The following is a 25,511-nucleotide window of genomic DNA, read 5'->3' as shown; positions in this document are numbered from 1 at the left end:
AGCGCCGAGGGACACCGGCCCCTCGGTCACGGCCGGTGGACCGCCCAGGTCTTCGGCGTTTCCGATGCCTTCACCGCACCGAGTTCAGGGAACTGGCCCGCCCAGGTGTCGAAGATCCACCTGGCGAGGTTCTCGGCCGACGGAGGCAGACCCGCGATGGCCTCGTTGAGGTGCCGGTGGTCGAGGGCTGCGTCCACCCACGCCTTGAACACCGACAGCTCACAGAAGTCCCTCACGAAGCCGCTGTCCGTGCGGTCTTCGTCCTCGGCGGACAGCTCCAGCACCACGATGCAGTCGTGGCCGTGCATCCGGGCGCACGGATCGTGCCCGGAAGCCGGTCCAGCACATGGCCGGCGGAGAAATGGAAGTCCTTGCTGATGGTGAACACCGTGCTCCCGCCTTCCGGCCCCTCCCCCATGGCGTTGTCGTGCCATTGCCCGAGAGGCGGGGATCATGACCTTGGGGTGCGTGTGGCCGGTCCCTGTCAGGGCTTTCGGGCGACTCCCGCGTAGATCGGGACCGGGCCGGTGCCCGCAGGGCAGGCGGATCCTGCTGCTCGGTTCCGGAACGATCACCGTCCATGAGCAGATCGACGCCTACCGTGTGCCAGCCCGGCGGTCCATCTTCCCCGGCGGCCCAAGCGCTGCTGGACTACGCCACGTCGGTGCCCGCGCCCCGGAGACACATCTGACCGTCGTGACCGAAGTGCCCGATGCGGCCCGGCGGATGGACGTGTCCGAGCCGAGGCGGTTCGAACTGCCGCGGCCGCGCTGGAAGCCTGCCGACGGGAGGTGCCGGCCCTCGGCCGGGAGAAGGAGGCCGCGGTCCTGGGCGAGGAGACGATCCGCCCGGCCTGACGGCACGCTCGGGAGCGGTGGGGCGGCCTGCTCCCGGCGGGCCGCCCCGGCTCCCCTACGATCGTCCCCGTGTGCGCAAACGTGATAGTCGCGGAAGACGACGCGAAACAGGCCGAGCTCGTACGCCGCTACCTCGAACGTGAAGGGCACGCGGTCACGGTGGTGGCCGACGGTCTCGCCGCGCTGGAGCAGGCCCGGCAGGGTGAGCCGGACCTGCTCGTCCTCGACGTGATGATGCCGCGGGCCGACGGACTCGACGTGGTCCGGGTACTGCGGTCGGAGGGCCGGGAGTTGGCGGTCCTCATGCTGACCGCCCGGTCGACGGAGGACGATCTGCTGCTCGGGCTCGACCTGGGCGCCGACGACTACATGACCAAGCCGTACAGCCCCCGGGAGCTGATGGCCCGGGTGCGCACCCTTCTGCGGCGCACCCGACGGGACGCGGACCGTCAGGACGACCCGGTGGTGCGGGTGGGGGCGCTCGCCGTCGACCCGCGGCGGCACGAGGTGGCGGTGGACGGCGTACGCATCACCTGCACCCCGGGTGAGTTCCGACTCCTGGCGGCGATGGCGGCCGAGCCCGGACGCGTCTTCACCCGCGAGCAGCTGCTCGCCGAACTGCACGGGTTCGACCGGTACATCAGCAGCCGGACGGTCGACGTGCACATCATGAACCTCCGCAAGAAGATCGAGCAGGCGCCCCGGCGTCCGGACCGGCTGCTCACCGTCTTCGGCGTCGGCTACAAGCTCGTGGACCCGGCGAAGAAGGCTTCGCGTGCGTCGGCGCGCTGAGTACGGAGGCGGCCGGCGGCTGCCCTTGCGCAAGAGCCTGCTGGGGCGGCTGCTGGCCGTGTCGGCGCTGGTGGCATCCTGTTCGGTCGCCGCGACCGCCTGGCTGGCGGTGCAGACGACGTCCGGGGCGATCGAGCAGGAACAGGGCCGCAACCTGGCCGCCGACACCCGGGTCCTCGACACCCTGCTCGGTTACGCGGCGGAGCACGCCACCTGGGACGGTGTCGGGGAGACCGTACGGGAGCTGGCGGACACCTCCGACCGGCGGATCACCCTGACGACGCAGAACCGGCAGATCCTCGCCGACTCCTCCGTGTCCTCCCCGTCCCCGCCCGCCCTGCCTCCCGAGGCGTCGGCGGTCGTCGACCCGCTGTCCGTGACCGCCACCGGGTCCACGTCGGTCGGCGCCGCGCCGGTGACGGTGGGCACCCCCGGGACGGCCGGGGCACCGGTCGACGAAACGCAGCCCTCCTCCGACGCGGCACCGCCCGACGCCACCGCGTCACCTGACGTGCCCGAGGCCGACAGGGCGTCACCCGGCCCGCTCGGGACGTCGTCCGGCGGCCTCGTGGTGACGCGTTCCGAGAACGACCGGATCGACCCCCGGGCCGTCGGACCGTTCCGGCTGCCGGAGGCCGAGCGTACGTCGCTCAGGCGCACCGCCGAGGAGGCCGTCCAGTGTCTCGGCCGGTCCGGGATCGCCTCGGACGTCGTCGAGAGTCCGAGCGGGCGGCCCCGGATCCAGGTCGTGGGCAACGACCCCGAGCGGGTGCGGGAGAGCCTGTGCTCGACGGACGCGCTGAACACCCCCACCGGGACCGAGGCGAAGGCGCTGACCGCGCTCAACGAGCTCGTCAACGCGTGTCTGGACCGGCAGGGCCGCGACGCCGTGCAGCTCGATCTCGACCTCTCCTGGGACGCGGGCGACGGGGCGGTTCAGGCTCCTCGGTACGAGCGGGACCGCGAGTCCACCCCCGCCTCCAGTCACCCCCGGGAGCGCGTGTCCACCCCTGTTCCCACTCCCGTCCCCGCTCCCGCCGCCGTGGGCCGGGACAGCGAGAACGACCGGGACATCGCCTCGTGCGTCGGCATCGCCCGTCAGGAGCAGCTCAGCTCGTACGTCGCCTCGCCGGCGCTGCTGTTCATCAGTGACCCGGGCGGCGGTACCGTCCCCGGCTTCGATCTGTCCCCCGCCAACACGGCGAAGATCATCGGAGTCGCGGCGCTCGTCCTCGCGCTCACCGTCGGCGCCTCGGTCCTCGCGGGGGTCAGGCTCGTACGGCCGCTGCACGCGCTCACGGGTGCCGCCCAGCGCCTGCGGGACGGCCAGGACTCGGCGCCGGTGCTGGTCACCACGGACAACGAGGTCGGCCGACTGGCCACCGCTTTCAACGACATGGCCGAGCACCGGGCCCGCTCTGAGGAGCAGCGCAAGGTGATGGTCAGCGATGTCGCGCACGAGCTGCGCACCCCGCTGAGCAATATCCGGGGCTGGCTGGAAGGGGCGCAGGACGGTATCGCGGAGCCGGACGCGATGTTCATCTCCTCGCTGCTGGAAGAGGCGGTGCAGCTCCAGCACATCATCGACGACCTCCAGGACCTGGCGGCGGCCGACGCGGGTGCCCTGCGCCTGCACCCCGAGCCCGTGCGGATCGACGATCTGCTCGCCCACGTCGCCGCGGCCCACCAGGCGCAGGCCGAGGCGGCGGAGGTCATCCTCACGGTGGCGGCGACGGACACCCGCGAACCGGTCCCGGAGCTCACCGCCGACCCGGTGCGGCTGCGGCAGGCGATCGGGAACCTGGTCTCCAACGCCGTACGGCACACTCCGGCGGGCGGGCGGGTGACTCTGCGCGCGTATCCCGCCGGGCCCGAGGAAGAGAAGAAGTCCGGGGAAGAGAAGAAGTCCGGGGAGGAGAAGGAGCCCGGGGACACGAAGGAGCGGTCCGGCGTGGACGAGGTGGTGGTGGAGGTCGCCGACACCGGGAGCGGGATCGCCGCGGAGGACCTGCCCCAGGTGTTCGACCGGTTCTGGCGTGCCGAGAAGTCCCGTAGCCGGCGTACCGGGGGCAGTGGCCTGGGCCTGGCGATCGTCCGCAAGCTCGTCGAGGCGCACGGAGGGTCGGCGGGTGTCGTCAGCACGGTGGGTGAGGGCTCGGTCTTCACCCTGCGGCTCCCGTCGGCGGGGCCCGGCACGACGGACGACGGCGAGCAGTGACACGAACGGGACCGGTGCGACGGACGACACCGGGCAGTGACACGGCGGGCCGCGGCGGACCTTGATGCGATGAACATGGCTACCTGACAGGTTTCTCACAACTCCGGCCCAGTCTGGGGCCATGCCCGGCATCCGGCGCGCGTCCGCGCGTCGGCTCCACCCACGCCGGGCTGGAATCGGAGTTCTTCATGTCCCTTCGCCCGACCCTGCGCACCGCGGTCCTGGCCGCCACCGCCCTGGGCGCGGTTCTGCTTCCGTCCGCCGTGGCCGTCGCCGACAGCGCTCCCTCTCCGGTGCCCGCCGACAGCGTCAACGCCCCCACGCCCGTGCCCGACTCCCAGCGCGCCGAGTCCACCGAGCCCCCGGCCGCGGCCGAGCCCGTGCCGGCCGGCGCGGTGCCGCGCGGTGGCGTGGACGCCGGTGAGCGTCCGGCCGGGTCGACCGACGCGACCGCGCTGTACGGCTCGGCGGCCGGCGCGATCCTGCTGGCGGGCGCGGGCACCCTCGTGGTGCGCCGCAGGTCCGCCGCGCAGCGCAACGGCTGATCCCCTCCCGATGGCGCCGCCCCACGAGGGGCGGCGCCATCCGCATCCCTGCTCTGCCCACCCTCGCCTGCTCACCGCCCCGGAGTACCCATGTCCTTCACACCGCACGTGCCGTCGCGGATCGCCCTGTTCGCGGCAGCGGCCGGCCTGCTGCTCGTACCGCTCACCGGTTGCGGCGCGGCCGATGCCCCCGAGGCGTCCGCCGGGACTCCCTCCCCCACCCGCCCGGCGCAGACGGCGCACGCACCGGACTCTCCCAAGGCACCGGCCCCGACGCGGGTCACGGTCCCGTCGGTCGGGATCGACAGCACGCTGATGCGGCTGGGGCTCAACCAGGACGGCACGGTGGAGGTCCCGCCCGCCGAGAAGGGCATGACGGCCGGCTGGTACGCGGGCGGGGCCGTCCCGGGCGAGCCGGGGGCGGCGGTGCTCATCGGGCACAACGACACCCGGTTCGGCAGGGCCGTCTTCCACGATCTGCACAAGATCGCCAAGGGCGCGGACATCACGGTGTCCGACGGAGCGGGCGAGGAGTCCCACTTCACGGTCACCGCGAAGGAGACCGTCAAGAAGGACGGCTTCCCCACCGAGAAGGTCTACGGAGCGACCGGGGAGCGCGTGCTCCGTCTGATCACCTGTGACGGCGACTTCGACGCCGAGGGGCACCCCGTGGACAACCTGATCGTGTACGCGACGCTCCGCTGACCGGCAGAGCCGACGGCGGGGCGGGCGACCGGGCGGGCGACGGGGGCGGGCGACGGGCACGGCGGGGTGGAGAATCGGGCACGGCCCGGCCCGCCCCGCCGTGTCCTCCGACTCCGACACAGCCAAGGACCCAAGGACCCGCCGTTGAGCACCGACCCCCGCCCGTACGTACTCCTCCCCGGCGCACCCGCGTCCCCGGTCCTGCTGCACGTGCCCCACTCCTCCCGGGTCGTCCCCGACGCCGTGCGCGACGCCCTGGTGCTGGACGACGCGGCGCTGGCGGAGGAGCTCGACCACATCACGGACGCCCACACCGCCGAACTCGCCGCCCTGGCAGCCACCGCCCGCGCCGACCGTCCCTGGCGGTTCGTCAACCAGTTGTCGCGGCTGGTCGTCGACCCGGAACGCTTCCCGGACGACCGGGAGGAGATGGCGGCCGTGGGCATGGGCGCGGTGTACACGCACACCACGCACCGCGAACGCCTCCGTCCGCCCGGCCATGACGCGGCACCGCTGCTCGACCGCTATTTCCACCCGTACGCGCGGGCGATGACGGCGGCGGTCGACGCACGGCTCGCCGCGACGGGGCGCGCGGTCGTCATCGACGTCCACTCGTATCCGACCGCCGCGCTCCCGTACGAGCTGCACGGCGACGGCCCGCGGCCCGCCGTGTGCCTGGGCACCGACCGCTTCCACACCCCGCCCTGGCTCCTGGCCCGCGCGCGGGAGGCGTTCGCCGGTTTCGGGGACACGGGGCTCGACAGCCCTTTCCCCGGTACGTATGTACCGCTGAAGCACTACGGGACGGACCGCCGGGTCTGCGCCCTGATGATCGAGATCCGCCGCGACGGGTACATGAGCGAGCCGGGCGGCCCGGCGGGCCCCGGCCTGCCCGCTCTGGCGTCGGCCCTGGCCACGCTGGTTGAGAGCGCGACTCATGAGGCAGGGCCGTCACCACTCTGACGGCGGTCCGGCGGGCGTCCCGTGGCCGGCTCCACGAGGTTCGCACGCCGGTCGGGTGACACGGGCCCGCCGCTTGCCCCGCCGTTCAACGGCGGGTGCCGAGGCCCCCGTTCGACGTGGGGGAACCGACCGGCACGGACAGGTACCCGGTGTACGGCCCTGCGCCGCGCGTCCGGGCCAGGAACTCGCGGCGCCAGCCGCGCGCGTACGAAGGCGGCCGGGCGGCGTCGCCCGCCACGAGCACGGCCGTCGGCACCCGTCGCGCGGCAGCCCGGACGGCGGCGGGTGTGGTGCGGGCGTCGTGGCCGGTCGTCTGGCGCGAGGCGCAGCCGGCGTAGTACGCGATCGGCACGGCCTGTTCCCCGCTGATCACGCACGGCGGGCGCACCCCCAGCCGGTGGAGCGCGCCGGCGACGGCCGTGTAGTCGGCGCTGGTGGAGTGGCTGCTCGCGGCCACCCTGCTCAGGACCTGGAGCTGGACGGCGAGATGCCCCGCGAGGGCGAGGGCGAGGGCGACGAGCCCGACGGGCCGTCCGGCGCGCCGCACCCGGGTGGTCAGGTACACCGCGCACTCGGCCACCGGCACGGCCAGCACCGCGTAGGCGGGGAGCAGGAAGCGCGGTGCCGCGTAGGCGATCAGGAACAGGTACGGCACCGCCAGCGACACCGCGGTCGCGCCCGCCACCACCGCCGCGCCTCCCCGGCCCGCCCGGCGCGCGGCGAAGACCCCGCCGACGGTCAGGAACGGCAGCGCGGCCCACCACACCGCGGTGCCCGGCCGCTTCCACGGGATGTCGCAGGGCCGGCACAGGGTGCGACCTTCCAGGGCCTTCGCCTGGTCGTCGACGGCGATGTCCCAGCCCAGTCCGCCCTGGATCTCGCCGGCGCGGTGCAGCCGAGCCACCGGTCCGCCGTGGTGGGCGAACGCCTCGACGATCCAGGGCGCGCACCCGGCGAGCAGCCCGGCAGCCAGGGCCGCGAGCATCGTCGGCCGGCGCACCGCGACGAGGAGCAACGGGAGGGCCAGCCACACCCCGTCGGCGGGTCGCAACAGGGTGACGACCGCGACGGCCGCGCTCGCCCCGAGCAGTTCGGCGCGCCCTGCCCGGCCGACCACGGCGCGGGCGACCCATCCGGCGCCGGCCAGCGCACCGAGCGCGCACCAGAGGTTGGGCATCGCCATCGAGCCGTAGAACAGCGTGGGCCACAGCCCCGCGAAGAACACGCCCGCGCAGACGAGGACGGGGGTGGGGAGCAGGGTGCGCCAGACCCAGAGGGCGCCGACGAGGGCGGTGGCCGAGAGCACGGCGAGGTAGACCCGCAGGAAGGCGGTGGACGCGGTGAGGGCGGTGGCGGGGGCCACCAGGTAGGAGGTGCCGCGGGCCCGGGGGGCGCTGAAGAAGGCGGGCGGGGCGTGGCCGCCGACCTGGCTGACGTAGACCGTCTCGTCCCACGCCAGCCCCGATCCGGGCACGACCACGGCCAGTTGCACGGCGACGAAGACCACGGCGACCGTGATCAGCCACGGCAGCGGTCGGCGCGCCTGCCGGTCGGTTCGGGCGGGCGCGGCCGGTGGTGTCGGACGGGGGGCCGTGACGACGCGCATGACTGTTCCTCATCAGGACAGTTGGGGTGAATCGCAACAAGGACACCTTGCCGGACCTCACCGCACGGCGTGCGCCCAACGCGCCGTCGCGGGGACGGCTGCCGGGGCTCCCGCCCCGCCACCGGCCCGTACCGTTGCGGGCCCACGACCGGGTGAAAGGCCCGTCGGCACCGGTACTTGGGGCGTCGCGCGGGCGGTACGCGGGGGCACGTGAAGGGTCCGAGAGAGGCCGGGGGCGGGCGGACGCGGCGGCGCGCCACGCTGTCCGGCGCCGCCGGAACGGCTGTCCTGGCGGTGGTGGCCGTCGTCGGCCTGGGGATGAAGCCCGTTCCCTGAGGCTCCGGTTCATCTCGGGTGTGTCCTCCCGCCCGCCCCCCGCGCGGCCTCGGGTTGTCCCCACCCCGGATCCGCCTGCAACCGCCATGGTCCGCGACGGCCGTGATCCGTAGCTTCGGGCTATCGGCTCGACGAGATCGCGAGAGGGACGGACATGAGGCTGCGGGGCGGCACACGAGACAAGACGGACGACCGGCCGGAGACCCAGGGCTCATCCGGTCCCGCTGTCGAACTGCGCGGCGTGCGGCGGCAGTACGGCCGCGGCGCCGGTGCCGTGCACGCCCTGGCCGGTATCGATCTCGTCTTGGCGCGCGGCACGTTCACCGCCGTCATGGGCCCGTCCGGATCCGGCAAGTCCACGTTCCTTCAGTGCGCCGCCGGTCTCGACCGGCCGTCCGCGGGCTCCGTGCGGCTCGGCGGCACGGAGATCACCGGGATGGGCGAGAACCAGCTCACCGAGCTGCGCCGCAGCCGCCTCGGCTTCGTCTTCCAGGCCTTCAACCTGCTGCCCTCCCTCACCGTGGAGCAGAACGTGCTGCTCCCCGTGCGACTCGCCGGGCAGCGTCAGGACCGCCGCCGGGCGGAGACGCTGCTCGCGCAGGTCGGCCTGATCGGCAAGGGGAGGCGCCGGCCCGGCGAGCTCTCCGGCGGTCAGCAGCAGCGCGTGGCCATCGCCCGTGCCCTGGTCACGGCCCCGGACGTGGTCTTCGCCGACGAGCCCACCGGCGCCCTCGACACCGGTACCGCCGCCGAGGTGCTCGGGCTGCTCCGGCACGCGGTGAGCGGCCTCGGCGCCACGGTCGTCATGGTCACGCACGACCCGGCGGCGGCGGCCTGGGCCGACCGCGTGCTGTTCCTCGCGGACGGCGTCCTCGCCGGCTCCCTCGACCGTGCCTCGGCGGAGCGGATCACGGCGCGCATGGCCGCCCTCACCTCCCGTACGGGCGCGACGGCCGGGGTCGCGGCGTGAGGAGGCTGGTCCCCAACGGCCTCGCCCGTGCGGCCGTGCGCTTCAGACCCGCTTCGTTCGCGGGCACCTTCGTCGCGCTGATGATGGCGGCGGTCATCGTCTCGGCCTGCGGCATCCTCCTGGAGACGGGCGCCCGCGCGTCGGTGCCGGCGGTGCGTTACGCGAAGGCGCCGGTCGTCGCGGCGGCGGACCAGTACGCCCGTCTCGTCACGGGCAGCGGTGACAGCCGCTCCGAGTCGGCGTACCCGCTGCCGGACACGGCGCGCGTGGACGTCACGTCGGCCGGCAAGGCGGCCCGGGTGCCCGGCGTGAAGGCGGCGGTGCCGGACTTCACGTTCCCGGTGCGCCGGGGCGACGGTGCGCTGACGGGTCACGGCTGGGGGTCGCACGCCTTCACCGGCACCGCGCTGACCTCCGGGTCCGCGCCCGGTGCCGGCGAGGTCGTGCTCGACGCCGTCGCCGCGCGGGCCGCAAAGGCCGGTGTCGGTGACACCGTCACCCTCGAAACGGCCGCCGGGCGCGCCGGGTTCCGCGTCTCCGGGCTGGCGAAGGCCGGGCCCGGAGACGTGGCCGGAGACCTGGCCGGAGACGCGAGCGGGGACGGCACCGGCTGGTTCGCCGATGCCGGCTCTCCCGCACTCGCCGGGCATCCCGGCAAGGCCGACGCCATCGCCGTCCTGGCGGAGGACGGTACGGACACCGGTGCCCTCGCCTCCGGTCTGAGGGGGGCACTCGCCGGGTCCGGCGCCAGGGTGTACACCGGTGACGACCGCGGTGCCGTCGAGGACCGCGGGCTCGGATACGCCCGGGAGACGCTCACCGGGCTCGGAGGCTCCTTCGGCGGGATCGCCGCCTTGGTCGCCGTCTTCACCGTGTCCGGCACGGTCGCGCTGTCCGTCGCTCAGCGCGCCCAGGCGTTCGCGTTGCTGCGCGCCGTCGGCGCCACCCCGCGGCAGATCCGCCGTGCGGTCGCCTCAGAGGGGCTGCTCGTCGCGCCGCTCGCCGGGCTGTTCGGCTGTCTGCCCGGGATCGGGCTCGCGCACTGGTGGTTCGGACAGTTGAAGGACCGGGGGGCCGTCCCTGATCCGGTGGAGCTGCGCGTCTCCTGGATCCCGCTCGTCGTCGCCGTCGGCACGGGGCTGCTGACCGCGCTCACCGCCGGCTGGGCGGCCGGCCGCCGACCCGCCAGGATCAAGCCGGGGCAGGCGCTCACCGAGGCGTCGGTCGAGCGGCTGCGGCCGGGCGTGATCCGTACCCTGCTGGGGCTGAGCGCCCTCGTCGGCGGTGGGTTCTTCACCGTCTTCGCCGCCCGCTCGGCCGGGGAGGACGCGGCCGACGCAGCCCTCGGCGTCGTCATGCTGTTCATGCTCGCCGTCGCGCTGCTCGGGCCGCCGACGGCGTGGCTGTGCGTGACGCTGCTCGGGCTACCGCTGCGCGGGCGGGGTGCCGCGCCGGAGCTCGCCGCCGCCAACTCCCGTACGCACGCCCGCCGGACCGCCTCCGCGATCACTCCCCTCGTGCTCGCCATGGCCTTCGCCTCGACGCTCGCCTTCATGCACACGAGTGAGAGCTACGTCGCCGCCGAGCAGTTGCGCGACGGCGTCACCGCCGACCACGTCGTCACGCATCCCGCCGGGCTGAGCGCCGACGCCGTCGACCGGGCCGCCCGCGCACCCGGTGTCGAGGCGGCCGTGGGCCTGCTGGACACGCAGGTACTCGTGCCCGTCGGGTCGGGCGGGGACCGGTGGCTCCAGCACTCGGCGGCCCAGGGGATCACCGGCTCCGGGACGCGGCTCGCGAAGGTGCAGGACCTCGATGTGCGCAGCGGCAGCCTGGACCGTGTCGGTGAGGGCCGGATCGCCGTCGGCAGCACACTCGCCGCGTCGGCGAAGGTCACGGTCGGCGACAAGCTGCCGATGTACCTCCCGGACGGCACCCGGGCCGCCCCGGAGGTCGTGGCGGTGTACGGCCGCGGGCTCGGCCTCGCGGCCGTGACCATGGACCGCGCGTCCCTGGCCGCCCACGTCACCTCGGGCTTCGACAGCACGCTGCTGGTCCGGGGCGGGGACGCGCAGGCCCTCGCCCCGTTGGGCACGGTCGCCGACGCGTCCGGCTACGCGGTCGAGCGGACGACCGACCGCGAGCTCAACGCCTGGGCCAACTACACGATGGCCGCGGTCCTGGGCGGTTTCGCCGCCGTCGCCGCGGTCAACACCCTCGTGATGGCGGTCTTCGACCGGCGCCGTGAGCTCGGCATGCTCCGCCTCGTCGGCGCCACCAGGCGCCAGGTGATGGACATGCTGCGCTGGGAGGGCCTGCTGGTGGCGGTGGCCGGCGTCGTCCTGGGCACGGCCATCGCCGCGGCCACCCTGTTCCCGATGGTGCGCGGCCTGACCGACGGGACCCCGTACGTGCCGCCGCTCGTGTACGGGTCCTTCGTCGCGGGCGCGGTCGGCCTCGCCCTGCTCGCCGTCGCCTTCCCGGCGCGGGCGGTGCTGCGCGGGCGGGAGCGCTGACGGGAAGCCCGAGGCCGGAGCGCCAACAGGACGGGACGGCGTCGCGGCTCGTCTCCGGCCGACGGCATGGCGCGGGTCGGGACCCGGCAGCGCGGCGGCCCGCCGGTGCGGCCACCGGTCTCCTGGGCGCTTCAGGTGCGGGTGGTACGGCGGCGGTCGGGAGTGAGGAGGTAGGCGACCGCCATGTCGCCCAGTTCGTCCGCGTACCGTCGTCGGGCCGTCTCCCCGGTGGCGGGATCGGGCCGTACGGAGTTGTGGAAGCAGGCGCCGAGGAGGGCGCGGGCCACGGTGTCCAGCGCCGCCTCCGGGTCGGAGCGGCGGATCTGGTGGGCGTAGGGAGCCGCCGCTTCCAGCAGGAGGCGGTGGATTTCGGTGATCGTGCGGGCTCCGCGGTCCAAGGCGCTGCTTCCCCGTGCGCGCATCAGCTCCGGGAAGAGGTTGCCGCTGTCGGCGAAGGACTGCAGCAGCGCGTCGGCATAGGCGTCCACGACGCCGGGGAGTGACGGCTCGGCGGCGCGTAGTCGCTCGGCCACGTACTCCTCGCGCCGTTCCAGCATTCGCTCCGTCAGGGCGGTGACCAGCTGCTCCTTGCCCTCGAAGCGACGGTAGATCGAGCCGACGGCGACACCGGCGTGTTCGGCGACCCCGCTGACCGTCATCTCGTCCAGACCGGAAGAGGAGGCGATCTCCTCGGCCGCCTGAAGTATGCGAGCCAGTGTCGCGGCGCTGCGGGCCTGCCGGGGCTCCCGGTGGTGCGCTGGACGTTTCGGCTCGTCGGTCATGTCCCGCATGGTATCGACAGCCTCGACGGATGCCCTTGACAAGTGGCGCGCTCCCCTGGTTACCCTCGAAATGCGAACGCGAATTCACGTTCGCATTCTATGGAGGATGGACCATGACCGACAACCGGACTTCCCCGCCCGTGACCGTGACGCTCGAGTCAGGACCCACCGGCACCGGGAGCGTCGACGACTTCGAGCTGTTCTACGCCCGCCGCGCCCTGGACCGCTTCAGGACACGCCTGGGCCGCCAGGGGCTGCTCGACCTCCTGGCCGCGGACATCGAGGAGGGCAACGCCTTCCTGCGGGAGAGCGCCCGCGCCTCCGACGGCCGCTTCACCGCGGGCACGACGGTGCTCGCGACACGGGGCCTCACCTCCCAGGCGTTCCTGGCCTGGATGGAGAAGGCCTTCGCGGGCGACGAGCACGCGCTCCTCGCGGCGCACCCCGAGCACTACGTGATGGCCCCCGGAGCCGGCGGAGCGTTCAACGTGGTGGAGAACATCGGCCCTCACGTCTGCTCCTTCTTCATGGGCGGCTGGGGGACGGACGCGATGGCCTGGGCGGCGGACGCGGCCGAGCTCCTCCCGGAGTCCGAGTTTCCGCACAAGATGTCCTCGAACCTCTTCCTGGCCGACGGCACGGTCGTCGGGCGGGCGCTGACCCAGTTCGGCGACACCGCCGACGGCTTCACCGCGCATCTGACGGTCTACGTGCCCAGCTCGTGCCCGCACGAGGTCCTGGACCACCATCTCCGGCACTACGCCGTCGAGTTCAGGAATTGGATCGTGGCCGCGGCGGCTGCTCGCGACTGAGGCGGCGCGGACGCCGCCCGCCGCGCCGGACCGCGTCCTCGCCCGTACGCCGGGCCGTTCCGGCTTCCGTGAGGCCGGCCGGCCCGGCGTCCGCGCCCACCGGCAGCGGTGGCGGGCCGTCCGCGCGGTTCAGGACCCGGCGCGGCCGAAGCACCGCTCCAGCTCGTCGGCGTCGTAGAAGTAACTGCCCTTCGCCACTGGCTTGCAGCCCTGCTTGAAGGCGGTCTGCTTCTCGTTGTAGAGCATCCGCACCAGATAGCTGTTCCCCTTCCGGAACAGGTCCCACTGGATGTTCGTGGCCATGGACGCCACCGAGGCACCGCGCCACGGGTTGCCGCCGTAGGTGTACGGGCGGGACGGGGAGACCTGCTTCGTGCTGCCGGGCAGTTCCATGAGCGCCGCCAGCGGGATGATCTCCTCGGCGTGCGTGAAGCGCAGTTCCGCGCCCACCGTGCTGGTCCCGGCCCGCTTGGCCTCGATCTTCTCGAAGAAGTCGTCGAGGAGCACGTCCGCCATCCTGTACGTGATGTCGCTGCCGGTGAAGCCCGGGCCCTTCTCGTAGAAGTCCTCGGCGTCGCCGAGGTAGGCGAACCACTCCGCGTCACGCGGCGCGATGTACCGCTTCATGTTCCAGGTGCCCTCGTCGGCCATGGCGGGCGCGATGGCGTACAGCGCGTGGACGGCCTGCGCGGCGTCCACCTCGGTGCCGATGCCGTCGAGTTCACCGGCCGACATCCGCTCGACGAAGGCGGGCTCGAAGATCTTCCTCAGGACGTTGCGGGCGGCGGTGTGCGTGGCCGGCTGGTCCATGATCGTGTCGAGGGTGGTGGCGAGCCGCTCGTCGTTGTCGACGTAGTCCCGGTACTCCTCGCCGCCGGCCGACTTGTGGAAGTAGAGCAGGTCGGCATCGGTCCTGGCCGGGGTGATGAGCGGCTTCAGGGACGGGTCGCCTTCGGCCAGGGCCTCGGCGAAGAGGGTGCCGCTGTCGACCGCGCGGTCCTTGCCGGAGTTGACGACGTTGATCTGCTCGGAGTTCCTGACGATCCTCGGGAAGAGCTCCGGGAGCCGCTTCTCCAGCCGGGTGGCGGTCTCCTTGATCTCCCGCTCGCCCCGGCCGCTGAGCTGCCCGTACCCGATCTTGTCCATGGCCGCGAGCAGCGCCTCGGCGTCGCCGCCGAACCGCTCACCGGTGCGGGTGAGCTGCCCTTCGCTGCGGGCCTTCTCCCAGAGAGCGAGGATCAGGTCGCCGTCCTCGCGGTCGGACGCCGCGCGGGAGCCGTGCCGGGAGACGTTCTCGGTGAACACGGGGACGAACCCCTTGGGCGCCTGCTCGTACGCCCGGGCGTTCTGCCCCGGCGCGTACGGAGTCTTCGTGCCGTAGAAACCGGAGTCTCCCGTGTGCGCCCGGGCGGGCAGGGCTGCCGCCAGGGCCACGGACGCGGCGAGCGTCAGAGCGGTGGCGGCGGTTCGTTTCCGCATGGGTTCACCGGTTCGGGTCGAGACGTGCCGTCGGTCGGACGCCTCCGCATCCTGGAGCGCCCGGGTGAACGCGGGACGGCCACGACGTGGCGGGCGCACGCATTCCGGGCATCCGCGGTACGACGGGCCCGGGGCCGGCCCCGGGCGCATGCGTACCGCGGACCGCTTCCTCAGGGCGTGGCGGTCCCCCGCAGCGCCTCCACCAGCCACGGGTACACCGGGACCATGTCGGGAACCACCTGCCAGCCGTTGACGCGCCACACGAGCCGCCAGTAGCGCTCCACCCGCGGATCGGGGACGCCGGGTGCGAACCGCTCGGCCAGCCACGCACGGAATTCCGCGTCCGGGGTCCGGGCGAGCGCCCGGGCGTACCTCCGCACGAGGTCGTCGACGAGTGGAGCGGCCTCCTCGCCGTCCGGGGCGATGCCCGCCTCCCGCGCCCCGGTGACCGTGCGCCGGGTGTACTCCGTCAGTTCGGCCCCGGCCTCGGTCTCGATGCCGAGCGGGATCCCGTCGGCCCGGCGGGCCGCCGTGCGGCCCATGCGGGCGCGGAAGTCCTCGTCGCCGAGCAGCTCGGCGAGCTCCACCCAGGCGGCGATCTGCTCGGCGGTGGGGTCGTCGGGGAGTTCGGGGGCGGCGGCGCGGACCATGTCCCTCGCCACCGGGTCGGCGTCCGCGCCGCCGAACGCGTCGTCGGTGAAGTCGTCGGTGAGGCGGCGGCGTTCCTCGCCGGACAACTGGGTGAGCCTGTGCATGAGTGTGGTCTCCTCGGGGCTGGACCCGCGTGCGGCCACCGCTCGCAGAACGCTCCGGCGCAGCCTCAGTGTCCGGATCTGGACGTCCACGGCCTCCGCGTGCACGGCGGCCGCTTCGGCGACGGAGAGCGTGCTCTCCAGCACGCGCCGCACCGTGGCGAGGTCCATTCCCAGCTCGCGCAGGGTGCGGGCGAGCTCCAGACGGAGGAGGGCGTCGAGGTCGTAGAGCCGGTAGCCGGCGGGACTTCGGCCGGTCGGTGCGACCACCCCCGTGTCGGAGTAGAACCGGATGGTCCTCACCGGCACACCGGTGCGCCGGGCGAGTTCCCCGATCGAGTAGAGGGTCGTACCGTCCATGTCCCTCATCCTGGGGTCTCCAGCGACTGGAGACTCAAGGCCTGGGCGGTCCGGCCCGCGTCGGCCGGTGGGTTCGCGCGTCGGGCGAGGCTGCCGCTCGTCCACGGTCAGGCGCTGTCCGGCGCCGTCTGCGCCAGCCGGGGTGCCGGTGGCAGCGGCAGCGGTCGGGGCTCGGCCGCGAACGCCTGGATCGCCAGCCCCGCGAAGCGTCGGGAGGCCGCGACCTGGGTGGCGGTCGACCGGGTGCGGATCCCCTTGTTGGCCATGAAGACGAGAATGAGGTCGTCCAGGACGAAGTCGGACCGCAGCCGGCCCGCGTCCTTGGCCCGCCGGGCCAGTCCGGCGAGTGCTCCGACCGTGTACGCGCGGCCCGCGGCGTCCGGTTCCCCGGGGAGGGCCGCCAGGAAGGCTTCGGTGAAGCCCCGGTCACGTGCGTGCACCTCGCAGATCCTCTCGATCACCTGGCAGAGACCACGCCACGGGTCCGGGTCGGCGCACCCCTCGTCGACGATGGTCCGGCAGGCGCGCAGCTGGTCCGCGAACGCTTCGGCGACGAGCGCCTGCTTGGTGGGAAAGCGGCGGTACAGGGTGGCGGGTCCGACTCCGGCACGCCGCGCGATCTCCCGCATCGGCACGTCCAGGCCGCCGGTGGAGAACAGCGCCCGGGCCGCGTCGAGGATGCTTTCCCGGTTGTCCAGCGCGTCGGAGCGCAGGGTCTGAGGCAAACGGTCGCTCATGCTCTCACTTTAGCCAAACGGACGGGGGCGTCCGTTAGCGTCCGAGACGTATCAGCTCGGAGAACGGAGACGAGAAGTGAAAGCGTTCGCGATCCAGGCGTACGGCGGTCCCGAAGGTCTGGTCGCCGTGGATCTGCCGGCCCCACGGCCCGCGGCCGGGCAGGTGCTCGTCGCGACCGAGGCGATAGGTGTCGGCGGGGTCGACACCGTGATCCGGAGCGGGGCCCTGGCCGCATACGGCTTCGAGGAGGGTTTCGTTCCCGGCAGCGAAGTGGCGGGCGTCGTGACCGCGGTCGGTGACGGCGTCGACGCGTCCTGGACCGGCCGCCGGGTCTGGGCGTTCACCGGTACCGGCGGAGGCTACGTCGAACAGGCCGTCGCCTCGGTCGCAGATGTCGTTCCGCTGCCCGCGGACCTGTCCTCCGCCGCGGCGGTGACACTCGGCGGTTCCGGCGTCGTGGCGCACTTCGGGCTGCGGCACGCCCGTTTCGCCCCCGGCGAGACGGTCCTGGTGCGCGGTGCGGCCGGAAGCATCGGGATCATGGCCGTGCAGCTCGCCGCTCGCGGCGGTGCCGCCGCCGTGGCGGTCACCACCTCCTCGGCCGAACGCGGTGAGCGGCTGCGCCGTCTCGGCGCGACCCATGTGCTGGACCGCTCCGGCGGCGGAGGGGAGGACGCTCCGGCGGGTTACGACGTCGTCCTCGACGTGGTGGCCGGGAAGGACATGCCGTCGTTCTTCGACCGGCTCAACCCGAACGGCCGCATGGTGGCCGTGGGCGCCGTAGCGGGCCAACCGCCCGCGGACTTCGGGACGAAGATCATGACGGCCTTTCAGAAGTCCTTGTCCTTCGCCGCGTTCAGCTCCGCCACCGTCCCGGGGGCGGAGCGGTCCGTCGTGCGGGGCGAGCAGTTCGCCGCGGCGGCCCGCGGCGAGATCGAGACGGTGGTGCACGAGGTGCTGCCCCTGGACGCGGCCGTGTCGGCGCACCGGAAGATGGACGCGGGCGAGGTCTTCGGCAGGATCGTGCTGGCACCGTGACCGGGGCCCGGTCCACGCCCGGGCGGTGAGCGCAGCGCCGCCGGTCCCGGGCCCGCCCGGCCCGGGACCTCAGGAGTCGCTCGCGGCCCCGGTCAGCAGGCGCCGAGGTCCTGCCGGACGCCCCCGGTCAGCAGGCGCCCAGGTCCTGCCAGACGCCCCACTCACCGGTGGTGCCGGGCTCCTCGCCCGTCGTCCACCACTTGGCCTTCCAGGTGTGGCCCTTGTACGAGACCTGCTGGCCGCCGGTGTAGACCGTCCCGCCCGCCCACGGCCCCGCCGTGCACTGGCTGCCGGTGCCGCCGGTGACGGTCAGCGTGTAGGCCGTCGCGTGGCTGCCCGACGGGCTCGTACCGGTGACGCTGATCCGGTACGTGCCCGAGACGGCGGCCTGGGTCGTGGCGAGGGTGAGCGTTGACCGGCCGCCCGCGGTCACCGAGGAGGGGCTGAGGGAGGCGGTGACACCGGCCGGGACCCCGCTGACCGTGAGGCCGACCTGCTGTGCCGCGCCCTTGGTCACGGCGGTCTTCACCGTGGTGGTGGCCGAACCGCCCGCGGTCACCGTCCCGGAGGCGGGCGTGGCCGTCACCGAGAAGTCGTCGTCCGGCGCCGTGGTGCCGCTGGTGAAGGGCGCGAAGACGCGGGTGAAGTCCCAGGTGTTCTGCTGGATGCCGGAGCAGTCGTCGGCGGCCGGGCCGCCGGGGCAGCCGCCGTTGTCGCGCTGGAGCGCCCAGAAGGACAGGGTGTTGATGCCCTTGGCCACCGCCCAGTCGTACACCCGGGCGGCGTTGGCGAGCGTGAAGGTCTCGGCCGGGCCGAAGTCGTCGACGCCGGGCATCTCGGTGACGCCGACCATGGACCACAGCTGGGTGGCGGTCCTGCCCGGGTACAGCTTCGCGAGCTGGTCGTACAGGCCCTGGGCGGCGGTCTCGGTGTCGGCGGCCATGTCGTGGGACGCGTTGTCGTAGTAGTCGAACGTCATCAGGTTCACGACGTCGACCCGTGCCCCGTTGGTCACGGCGTTGCGCAGCACGGCGAGGCCGCTGGAGGCCAGTCCGCGGGTGGTCGTCGGAAGCGTGTAGGAGATCTCCAGGTCACGGCCGTTCGCGTCCGCCCAGTCCTGGAGCTTCTTGATGGCCTTGTTCCGCCGGTCGATCCCGGCGGTGTCGTCGAGGGAGTCGACCTCGATGTCCATGTCGAGCCGCGAGACGTCGTACGTCGTGACGACCTTCTGGTAGGCCGCGGCGATCTGGTCGACGTCGGTGCAGCTGTCGGCGATCTCCGTGCCGGTGGTGTCCGCGGTGTAGCCGCCGAACGACGGGATGACGTCGCCGCCTCCGGCCTGGATCGTGTCGATGTCGGCGCCGAAGGACGCCTGGGCGATCGGCAGGCCGGTGTCGCCGTTCCAGTACGGCGTGCAGGAGCCCTTGGCCGTCGTCTGGAGGAACGCCATGGTCAGGTGTTTCGCCCCGGACTCGGCCGCCATGGCCGCCGGGCTCTCTCCGGTCCACGACTCGAAGTAGGGGGCGAAGACGTGGTCGGGCAGCGGGGTCGCCGCCTGGGCGGTGCCGGAGCCCAGCACGGCCATGCCTGCCGCGGCCACCGTGGTGACGGCCGCCGTCACCAGCGCGCGGACGGATCGTGAGCGTCTCATGTCTGTCCCAGCTCTAGGGCGCAGGACCGCGAACGGCGGCGCTGCACAGGGGTGTCGGTTACGGAATATCGACCTCACCCAGAGCCGTGTCAATGGTCTGGACCAAGACAGGACTAGACCAATCGTCCGGTCCGTGGAGCGAATCCCTGTACAGCACACCCACCGCCGGGTGAACCACTCAGCGGGGTACCTCAGAAGAAGACCCCGCACCGCAGCAGCACGTTGGCGTACGGCCGCGCCTCCCCGGTCCGCACCACCAGGCGGGCCCGGGCCGTGCGCTCCTTCAGCTCCTCGTGCGACACGTACGCGAGGTCCGGGAGGCGGGCGGCGAGCAGGGCGGCGGTCTCCGGGTTGGCCGCGCGCACCTCCTCGGCCGCCGTCGCCCCCTCGACCACGAGCTCGTCCAGCAGTCCGTCGAGCACCTCGGCGAACGACGGGACGCCCGCCCGGAAGGCCAGGTCGACGAACCTGGGGCCGGGCGGGACGGGCATGCCCACATCGCAGACCAGGACGCCGTCGCCGTGCCCCAGGGCGGCCAGGGCTCCGGCGAGACGGCTGTTGAGGATGCCTGACCTCTTCACAGCGCGGCCACCTCCTGGGCGGTGGGGAAGGACGCCTGCGCGCCCTGCCGGGTGACCGCCGCCGCTCCTACCCGCACGGCGAACGCGGCGGCCTCCGCCAGCTCGTCGCCGAGCCCCAGACGCCAGGCGAGGGCGGCGGTGAAGGCGTCGCCCGCGCCCGTGGTGTCCACCGCGTCGACCTTCGGACTCGGTACGTGCACGGGGCCGCCGCCGCGGCTGTCGGCGATCAGGGCGCCCTCCGCACCCAGGGTGACCACCACCGAGCGCGGGCCGTGGGCGAGCAGGGTGTCCGCCCACTCCTCCGGGGCGCTTCCCGCCTCCTGTCCCAGGATGCCCAGGATGTAGCGGGCCTCGTGCTCGTTGACCACCAGCGGGTCGCAGGCCGCCAGGACGTCGGCGGGCAGTGGTGCGGGCGGGGACGGGTTGAGGACCAGCCGGGTCCCCGGGGCGAGCGCACGGGCCGTCTCGGCGACGGTCTCCAGGGGGATCTCCAGCTGTACGGAGACGACCCGGGCGGCGGCGAACAGGGGGCCCGCCGCCCGGATGTCTCCGGGGGTCAGCCGGGCGTTGGCGCCCGGGGAGACCACGATGCTGTTGTCGCCCGAGGGGTCGACGGTGATGAGGGCGACCCCGGTGGGCGCCCCGCCGACGAGGACCGGGCCGGTGTCGACGCCCGCCGCCCGCTGCGACTCGCGCAGCAGCCGCCCGTGGGCGTCGTCGCCGACCCGGGCCAGCAGCGCCGTACGGGCGCCGAGGCGGGCGGCGGCGACGGCCTGGTTGGCGCCCTTGCCGCCGGGGTGGACGACGAGGTCGGAGCCGAGCACCGTCTCCCCCGGCGCGGGCCGGCGCTCGACGCCGACGACCAGGTCGGCGTTGGCCGAGCCGACGACCAGGAGGTCGTACCGGGAGAACCGGGAGGGCGCGGGGTCCTCGTTGTCGTGCATGGGCTGTACTGCCTTCCGTGATCAGGACGGGGTGGGAAAGGATCAGGAGAAGTCGGCGACGTTCTCCCGGGTGACGACCTTGACCGGCACCTTCACCATGTCCTGGATCTTCTCGTCGTCCGCCGCCTTGACCGCGTTCTGCACGGCGATCCTGCCGAGTTCCTTGGGCTGCTGGGCGACGGAGGCGTACAGGGTGCCCGCCTCGACCGCCTTCAGGCCGTCCGGTGTGCCGTCGAAGCCGACGACCGAGACGGACTTCCCGGCCTTGCTGCCGAGCGCCTTGACCGCGCCGAGCGCCATCTCGTCGTTCTCGGCGAAGACGCCGGTGATGCCGGGGTGGCCCTGGAGCAGGTTGGTCATGACGTCCAGGCCCTTGGTCCGGTCGAAGTCGGCCGGCTGGGTGGCGACGACCTTGATGCCCGGGTAGGCCTTGATGCCCTCGGCGAAGCCGGCGCCGCGCTCACGGCTGGCGGAGGTGCCCGCCGTGCCCTGGAGGACGACGATGCTGCCCTTGCCGCCGAGCTTGTCGGCGAGCGCCTTCGCGGCGAGCTTGCCGCCCGCCACGTTGTCGGAGGCGACCAGTGTGGCGGTGTCCGCCTTGTTGACGCCGCGGTCGGCGGCGATCACCGGGATGTCCGCCTTGTTGGCGCTGCGGACGCCGGGGCCGACGGCGTCGGAGTCCACCGGGTTGACGATCACCGAGTCGACCCCCGAACTGGTGAAGTTCTGGAGCTGGTTGGCCTGCTGGGAGGCGTCGTTCTGGGCGTCGGTGACGGTCAGGTCGATGCCCGCCTTCTTCGCCTCGGCCTGGGCGCCCTCCTTCATCTGCACGAAGAAGGGGTTGTTCAGGGTGGAGAGCGACATGCCCACCTTGGTGGTGGTGCCGGAGGAGCCCGAGTCGAAGAACGACACGGCGGCCACGACGGCGGCCACGACGACCACGGCGAGCCCGGCCTTCACGGCCCCCTTGCGGCCCGATCCCGGCGCCCCCGGTGCCCCGGAGCCGGTCGAGGCGGCCCCTCCCGGACCGGCCTTGCGGCGGAGGGTGTCCAGCAGCACGGCCAGCGCGATGACGACACCGATGACGACCTGCTGCCAGAAGGCGGAGACCGACAGGAGGTTGAGGCCGTTGCGGAGCACGGCGAGGATCAGGGCGCCGATCAGGGTGCCGGACGCCTTGCCGACCCCGCCCGCGAGGCTGGCGCCGCCGATGACGACCGCGGCGATCGCGTCGAGTTCGTACCCCTGCGCGGCCTGCGGCTGCGCGGAGACCAGGCGGGAGGCCAGGACGATGCCCGCGACGGCGGCGAAGAGGCCGGACAGGGCGTAGATGGCCAGCTTCTGCTTGTTGACGCGCAGCCCGGAAAGGCGGGCCGCCTCCTCGTTGCCGCCGATGGCGTACATCGAGCGGCCGATGTAGGTGCGGGCCAGGATGAGCGCGGTCAGCAGCCCCATCGCGATCATGACGAGGACCGGGACGGGCAGCCAGCCGCCGAGCGTGTCGCCGAGCACGGAGACCGAGTCGGGGAAGGCGATCGGGGACCCCTGGGAAATGACCAGGGACAGGCCGCGGGCGACCGAGAGCATGGCCAGCGTCGCGATGAACGACGGCAACTTCCCGTACGCGACGAGCGCCCCGTTCACGAAGCCGCAGGCGATGCCGGTCGCGACGGCGAGGATCACCGCCAGCCAGACGGGCACGCCCGCCGATGTCGCGGACCAGGCGAGGACCGTCGCGGAGAGTGCCGCGACCGAGCCGACCGAGAGGTCGATGCCGGCGGAGACGATGACGAAGGTGACGCCGAACGCGAGGATCGCGGTGACCGCGGCCTGCACACCGACGTTCAGCAGGTTCTGGGTGGTGAGGAAGTCGCCGGAGAGCAGCGACATCGCCACCAGCAGGACGACCAGGGCGCTGAGGGCGCCGTTGTCGAGCAGGAGGCGGCGGATCGTGTGTCCGGCGCCCGCCGCGCCCGTCTTGCCCGTATGCGTGTCAGTGGCCACGGGGGCCCTCCTTGCCGGTCTCTGCGGTGGTGTCGGTGGTGGTGGCGCTGACGGCGAGAGCCATCACGGCGTCCTGGGTGGCCTCGTCGGCGGGGAGCTCCCCGGCGATGCGGCCCTGGGCCATGACGAGGACCCGGTCGCTCATGCCGAGGACTTCCGGCAGGTCACTGGAGATCATCAGGACCGCGTGGCCGGAGGCCGTCAGCTCGTTGACGAGCTGGTAGATCTCGACCTTGGCGCCGACGTCGATGCCCCGGGTGGGTTCGTCGAGGATGAGTACCCGGGTGTCGGCGAGCAGCCACTTGCCGATGACGACCTTCTGCTGGTTGCCGCCGGAGAGGGTACGGACGTGCTGGCCGAGGCCCGCCATCCGTACGCCGAGCTGCTCGGCGATCCGGGCGGCGGCGGCGCGCTGTCCCTTGAGGTCGACGAGCCCGGAACGGCTGGCCGAGCGCAGCGTGACCAGGCCGAGGTTCTCCTGCACGGAGGCGTCGAGCACCAGGCCCTGGCCCTTGCGGTCCTCGGGGACGAGCCCGAGGCCGGCGCCCATCGCGGCCGTCACGTCGTGCTTGCCGAGCCGTTCGCCGCGTACGTCGACGGTGCCCGCGTCGTAGGGGTCCGCGCCGAACACGGCACGGGCCACCTCGGTGCGGCCGGCGCCGACGAGTCCGGCGAGGCCGACGACCTCTCCGGCGTGGACGTCGAAGCTGATGTCGTGGAAGACGCCGTCACGGGTGAGGCCGCGCACGGAGAGCAACGGCTCGCCCGCCCCGGCGCGTTCACGGGGGTACTGCTGGTCGATGCTGCGGCCGACCATCAGCTGCACCAGCTCGGCCTCCGGGGTGGAGGCCGGTACCTGGTCGATGCTGCGGCCGTCGCGCAGGACGGTGACCCGGTCGCCGAGTGCGGCGATCTCGTCGAGGTGGTGGGTGATGAAGACGACCCCGACGCCGTCCTCGCGCAGCTGCCGCACGATGCGGAACAGCTTGTCGACCTCCTCGGAGGTCAGCACGGCGGTCGGCTCGTCCATGATCAGGACACGGGCCTCCAGGCTGAGCGCCTTGGCGATCTCGACCATCTGGAGCCGGGCGATGCCCAGGTCACGCACCCGGGTCCGGGGCGAGACGTGCAGGCCGACGCGGCCGAGCAGCACCTCGGCGTCGGCTTCCATGCGGCGCCGGTCGATCATGCCGAAGCGGCGGGGCTGGCGGCCGAGGAAGATGTTCTCGGCGACCGTCAGATCGGGTACCAGGTTGAACTCCTGGTAGATCGTGGCGATCCCGAGCCGTTCGGCGTCCTCGGCCCCGTCGATGCGGACCTCTTCGCCTCCGGCGAAGATCGTGCCGCTGTCGGGACGGTAGGCGCCGGAGAGCATCTTGATGAGGGTGCTCTTGCCCGCGCCGTTCTCGCCGAGCAGGACGTGCACCTCACCGCTGCGCAGGTCGAAGTCGACGCCGTCCAGGGCGACGACGCCGGGGAAGGTCTTGCGTACGCCTTCGATGCGCAGCAACTCCACTGACTGGCTCACGCGTTGCTCCTCGGGGTGACGGTGTCCTCGCCGCAGGAGCTGCGTACGACGAGGCGGGCGGGCAGGGTGACGGACTGCGGGGCGCGGCCCTCGACGATGTCGACCAGTGCGCGTACGGCGGCGCGGCCGAGCTCACCGGTCGGCTGGGCGACGGCGGTGATCGGCGGGGCGGTGTGCACGAACCACGGGATGTCGTCGAAGGCGGCGATCCCGATGTCCTCGGGGACCCGCAGGCCGCGCGCCCGGATGGCGTCGAGCGCGCCGAGCGCCATCAGGTTGTCGGCGGCGAAGACGATCTCGGGTGGTTCGGGCAGCGACAGGAAGTGCTCGGTGACGCGCCGCCCGCTGTCGGCCTGGAAGTCCCCCTGGCCGATGTAGGCGTCGGGGAGGGCGAGCCCGTGGGTCCGCATCGCGTCCCGGAAGGCCTCGACGCGCTCGTTGCCGGTGGTGGTGGCGGCGGGTCCGGCGATGATGGCGAGCCTGCGGTGGCCGAGGGCGTGGAGGTGGGCGACCAGGTCCTGGACGGCCCGGTGGCCGTCGGCGCGGACGACGGGGACGTCCACGCCGGGCATCCAGCGGTCCACGAAGACCATCGGCGTACCGGCGCGGGCCACCTCCGTCAGCAGCGGGGAGTCGCCGTCGGCGGGCGAGACGAGCAGCCCGTCGATCCTGCGGTCCAGCAGCGTACGTACGTGGTGGTCCTGCTGCTCGGGCCGCTCGTCGGCGTTGCCGATGATCACGCTGTAGCCGAGCCCGCGCGCCTCCTCCTCGACGGAACGGGCCAGCGCGGTGAAGTACGGGTTGAGCACGTCGCTGACGACCAGGCCGAGCGTGCGCGTCTGGTCCGTGCGCAGCGAGCGGGCCACCGCGTTGGGCCGGTAGCCGAGTACCTCGACGGCGGCGAGGACGCGTCTGCGCGCGTCCGGGCTGACGGAGGGATGGCTGTTCAGGACGCGGGAGACCGTGGCGACAGAGACTCCCGCCTGGGCCGCGACATCCTTGATGCCCGCCATTTCCGGACCACCTCCTTGTGGTTTCGGTGCGCCTCGAAACCAGCGGGCGGAGCCATGGAATCGATTACATGGATGATTGGAAACGATTACATGGCCGAAAACAAGACCCGGAGAGGCAGCCGAGACCGGATCGTGACGTTCCACGGACCGGCCCCGCCGGCCGGTCGGTCCGGCTCCGCGCGGCCCGACCGCGAGCCGGAGCCGCTCGCCCCGGCCCGTTCCCGGCGCAACGGCTCCCCCGGAGCCCGTTGGTGCCGTCCGCCCCCGGCCCGTTCCCGGCGCGACGGCTCTTACGGGTCCCGTCGGCCGCCTCTCCGGGAC

General features: G+C 73.2%; 22 protein-coding genes. 10 read left to right on the top strand and 12 right to left on the bottom strand.

What is annotated here, in order from left to right:
* Positions 1 to 26: 26 nt before the first annotated feature.
* The gene (locus SACTE_RS28700; protein ID WP_019993008.1) at positions 27 to 308 is read right to left on the bottom strand and encodes a 6-carboxytetrahydropterin synthase; all 282 of its coding nucleotides are present in this window, start codon (positions 306 to 308) and stop codon (positions 27 to 29) included.
* A gap of 618 nt (positions 309 to 926) precedes the next feature.
* On the opposite strand from SACTE_RS28700, the gene SACTE_RS28695 reads away from it, so the two are divergent.
* The 5 genes from SACTE_RS28695 to SACTE_RS28675 all read left to right on the top strand — a co-directional run bounded on the left by SACTE_RS28695 (position 927) and on the right by SACTE_RS28675 (position 6,080).
* Positions 927 to 1,649, top strand: coding sequence for a response regulator transcription factor (locus SACTE_RS28695; protein ID WP_176724293.1), 723 nt, complete (start codon positions 927 to 929; stop codon positions 1,647 to 1,649).
* The gene (locus tag SACTE_RS28690) at positions 1,633 to 3,867 is read left to right on the top strand and encodes a HAMP domain-containing sensor histidine kinase (RefSeq protein WP_014049516.1); all 2,235 of its coding nucleotides are present in this window, start codon (positions 1,633 to 1,635) and stop codon (positions 3,865 to 3,867) included. The genes SACTE_RS28695 and SACTE_RS28690 overlap by 17 nt, the downstream gene beginning before the upstream one ends.
* A gap of 188 nt (positions 3,868 to 4,055) precedes the next feature.
* Complete coding sequence (locus SACTE_RS28685) at positions 4,056 to 4,412, top strand: hypothetical protein (protein WP_014049515.1); 357 nt, start codon at positions 4,056 to 4,058, stop codon at positions 4,410 to 4,412.
* Positions 4,413 to 4,502: 90 nt separating this feature from the next.
* The gene (locus tag SACTE_RS28680) at positions 4,503 to 5,117 is read left to right on the top strand and encodes a class F sortase (protein ID WP_014049514.1); all 615 of its coding nucleotides are present in this window, start codon (positions 4,503 to 4,505) and stop codon (positions 5,115 to 5,117) included.
* Positions 5,118 to 5,261: 144 nt separating this feature from the next.
* A complete protein-coding gene (locus SACTE_RS28675; RefSeq protein ID WP_014049513.1) occupies positions 5,262 to 6,080 on the top strand; it encodes an N-formylglutamate amidohydrolase in 819 nt (272 codons plus the stop codon).
* Between the two features lie 85 nt (positions 6,081 to 6,165).
* Here the strand turns inward: SACTE_RS28675 and SACTE_RS28670 are convergent, their stop codons facing one another.
* A complete protein-coding gene (locus SACTE_RS28670) occupies positions 6,166 to 7,686 on the bottom strand; it encodes a hypothetical protein (protein ID WP_014049512.1) in 1,521 nt (506 codons plus the stop codon).
* Between the two features lie 210 nt (positions 7,687 to 7,896).
* Here SACTE_RS28670 and SACTE_RS35470 point away from each other — a divergent pair, with 210 nt between their 5' ends.
* The 3 genes from SACTE_RS35470 (at position 7,897) to SACTE_RS28660 (ending at position 11,508) form a co-directional block, all read left to right on the top strand.
* A complete protein-coding gene (locus SACTE_RS35470; protein WP_264371071.1) occupies positions 7,897 to 8,022 on the top strand; it encodes a hypothetical protein in 126 nt (41 codons plus the stop codon).
* A 154-nt stretch (positions 8,023 to 8,176) separates the two neighbouring features.
* A complete protein-coding gene (locus SACTE_RS28665) occupies positions 8,177 to 8,992 on the top strand; it encodes an ABC transporter ATP-binding protein (protein ID WP_014049511.1) in 816 nt (271 codons plus the stop codon).
* Positions 8,989 to 11,508: an ABC transporter permease gene (locus tag SACTE_RS28660; protein ID WP_014049510.1), complete on the top strand. Its 2,520-nt coding sequence runs from the start codon at positions 8,989 to 8,991 to the stop codon at positions 11,506 to 11,508. Before SACTE_RS28665 ends, SACTE_RS28660 begins: the two co-directional genes overlap by 4 nt.
* 131 nt (positions 11,509 to 11,639) lie before the next feature.
* On the opposite strand, the gene SACTE_RS28655 is transcribed toward SACTE_RS28660, so the two are convergent.
* Positions 11,640 to 12,290 (bottom strand): TetR/AcrR family transcriptional regulator, encoded by a 651-nt coding sequence (locus tag SACTE_RS28655; protein ID WP_226995192.1) that lies wholly within the window; start codon positions 12,288 to 12,290, stop codon positions 11,640 to 11,642.
* A 113-nt stretch (positions 12,291 to 12,403) separates the two neighbouring features.
* On the opposite strand from SACTE_RS28655, the gene SACTE_RS28650 reads away from it, so the two are divergent.
* Positions 12,404 to 13,102, top strand: coding sequence for a hypothetical protein (locus tag SACTE_RS28650; RefSeq protein WP_014049508.1), 699 nt, complete (start codon positions 12,404 to 12,406; stop codon positions 13,100 to 13,102).
* 129 nt (positions 13,103 to 13,231) lie between these two features.
* Here the strand turns inward: SACTE_RS28650 and SACTE_RS28645 are convergent, their stop codons facing one another.
* From SACTE_RS28645 to SACTE_RS28635, 3 genes are all read right to left on the bottom strand, one after another.
* Positions 13,232 to 14,581: a histidine-type phosphatase gene (locus SACTE_RS28645; protein ID WP_014049507.1), complete on the bottom strand. Its 1,350-nt coding sequence runs from the start codon at positions 14,579 to 14,581 to the stop codon at positions 13,232 to 13,234.
* A 170-nt stretch (positions 14,582 to 14,751) separates the two neighbouring features.
* Positions 14,752 to 15,693: a MerR family transcriptional regulator gene (locus SACTE_RS28640; protein WP_014049506.1), complete on the bottom strand. Its 942-nt coding sequence runs from the start codon at positions 15,691 to 15,693 to the stop codon at positions 14,752 to 14,754.
* Positions 15,694 to 15,800: 107 nt separating this feature from the next.
* The gene (locus SACTE_RS28635; protein ID WP_014049505.1) at positions 15,801 to 16,430 is read right to left on the bottom strand and encodes a TetR/AcrR family transcriptional regulator; all 630 of its coding nucleotides are present in this window, start codon (positions 16,428 to 16,430) and stop codon (positions 15,801 to 15,803) included.
* 76 nt (positions 16,431 to 16,506) lie between these two features.
* Between SACTE_RS28635 and SACTE_RS28630 the strand changes: the two genes are divergently transcribed.
* Positions 16,507 to 17,469 carry a zinc-binding dehydrogenase gene (locus tag SACTE_RS28630; RefSeq protein WP_014049504.1) on the top strand — a complete coding sequence of 321 codons (963 nt, stop codon included), beginning with the start codon at positions 16,507 to 16,509 and terminating at the stop codon, positions 17,467 to 17,469.
* Positions 17,470 to 17,596: 127 nt separating this feature from the next.
* Here SACTE_RS28630 and SACTE_RS28625 read toward each other — a convergent pair whose 3' ends face one another.
* The 6 genes from SACTE_RS28625 to SACTE_RS28600 all read right to left on the bottom strand — a co-directional run bounded on the left by SACTE_RS28625 (position 17,597) and on the right by SACTE_RS28600 (position 25,190).
* The gene (locus tag SACTE_RS28625; protein ID WP_014049503.1) at positions 17,597 to 19,120 is read right to left on the bottom strand and encodes a glycosyl hydrolase family 18 protein; all 1,524 of its coding nucleotides are present in this window, start codon (positions 19,118 to 19,120) and stop codon (positions 17,597 to 17,599) included.
* Between the two features lie 191 nt (positions 19,121 to 19,311).
* Positions 19,312 to 19,701, bottom strand: a complete 390-nt coding sequence (rbsD, locus tag SACTE_RS28620; protein WP_014049502.1) for a D-ribose pyranase — start codon at positions 19,699 to 19,701, stop codon at positions 19,312 to 19,314.
* Positions 19,698 to 20,645, bottom strand: coding sequence for a ribokinase (locus SACTE_RS28615; protein ID WP_014049501.1), 948 nt, complete (start codon positions 20,643 to 20,645; stop codon positions 19,698 to 19,700). The genes rbsD and SACTE_RS28615 overlap by 4 nt, the downstream gene beginning before the upstream one ends.
* Positions 20,646 to 20,687: 42 nt before the next feature.
* A complete protein-coding gene (locus SACTE_RS28610; protein WP_014049500.1) occupies positions 20,688 to 22,649 on the bottom strand; it encodes a substrate-binding domain-containing protein in 1,962 nt (653 codons plus the stop codon).
* Positions 22,639 to 24,177 (bottom strand): sugar ABC transporter ATP-binding protein, encoded by a 1,539-nt coding sequence (locus tag SACTE_RS28605; RefSeq protein WP_014049499.1) that lies wholly within the window; start codon positions 24,175 to 24,177, stop codon positions 22,639 to 22,641. The genes SACTE_RS28610 and SACTE_RS28605 overlap by 11 nt, the downstream gene beginning before the upstream one ends.
* The gene (locus tag SACTE_RS28600; RefSeq protein ID WP_014049498.1) at positions 24,174 to 25,190 is read right to left on the bottom strand and encodes a LacI family DNA-binding transcriptional regulator; all 1,017 of its coding nucleotides are present in this window, start codon (positions 25,188 to 25,190) and stop codon (positions 24,174 to 24,176) included. The genes SACTE_RS28605 and SACTE_RS28600 overlap by 4 nt, the downstream gene beginning before the upstream one ends.
* Between the last annotated feature and the right edge of the window lie 321 nt (positions 25,191 to 25,511).

The organism is Streptomyces sp. SirexAA-E, from assembly GCF_000177195.2.
Classification (GTDB): Bacteria; Actinomycetota; Actinomycetes; order Streptomycetales; family Streptomycetaceae; genus Streptomyces; species Streptomyces flavovirens.
The sequence above is the reverse complement of the archived record's forward strand: the minus strand, read 5'-3'. Positions and strand labels throughout refer to the sequence as shown.

Bases quoted from the DNA above. Each gene is read 5' to 3' on its own strand.
- SACTE_RS28680 (WP_014049514.1), top strand. From the start codon at position 4,503: ATGTCCTTCACACCGCACGTGCCGTCGCGGATCGCCCTGTTCGCGGCA.
- SACTE_RS28640 (WP_014049506.1), bottom strand. From the start codon at position 15,693: ATGGACGGTACGACCCTCTACTCGATCGGGGAACTCGCCCGGCGCACC.
- SACTE_RS28600 (WP_014049498.1), bottom strand. From the start codon at position 25,190: ATGGCGGGCATCAAGGATGTCGCGGCCCAGGCGGGAGTCTCTGTCGCC.
- SACTE_RS28655 (WP_226995192.1), bottom strand. From the start codon at position 12,290: ATGACCGACGAGCCGAAACGTCCAGCGCACCACCGGGAGCCCCGGCAG.
- SACTE_RS28650 (WP_014049508.1), top strand. From the start codon at position 12,404: ATGACCGACAACCGGACTTCCCCGCCCGTGACCGTGACGCTCGAGTCA.
- SACTE_RS28685 (WP_014049515.1), top strand. From the start codon at position 4,056: ATGTCCCTTCGCCCGACCCTGCGCACCGCGGTCCTGGCCGCCACCGCC.
- SACTE_RS28700 (WP_019993008.1), bottom strand. From the start codon at position 308: ATGCACGGCCACGACTGCATCGTGGTGCTGGAGCTGTCCGCCGAGGAC.
- SACTE_RS28665 (WP_014049511.1), top strand. From the start codon at position 8,177: ATGAGGCTGCGGGGCGGCACACGAGACAAGACGGACGACCGGCCGGAG.
- SACTE_RS28635 (WP_014049505.1), bottom strand. From the start codon at position 16,430: ATGAGCGACCGTTTGCCTCAGACCCTGCGCTCCGACGCGCTGGACAAC.
- SACTE_RS28670 (WP_014049512.1), bottom strand. From the start codon at position 7,686: ATGCGCGTCGTCACGGCCCCCCGTCCGACACCACCGGCCGCGCCCGCC.
- SACTE_RS28645 (WP_014049507.1), bottom strand. From the start codon at position 14,581: ATGCGGAAACGAACCGCCGCCACCGCTCTGACGCTCGCCGCGTCCGTG.
- SACTE_RS28615 (WP_014049501.1), bottom strand. From the start codon at position 20,645: ATGCACGACAACGAGGACCCCGCGCCCTCCCGGTTCTCCCGGTACGAC.
- SACTE_RS28625 (WP_014049503.1), bottom strand. From the start codon at position 19,120: ATGAGACGCTCACGATCCGTCCGCGCGCTGGTGACGGCGGCCGTCACC.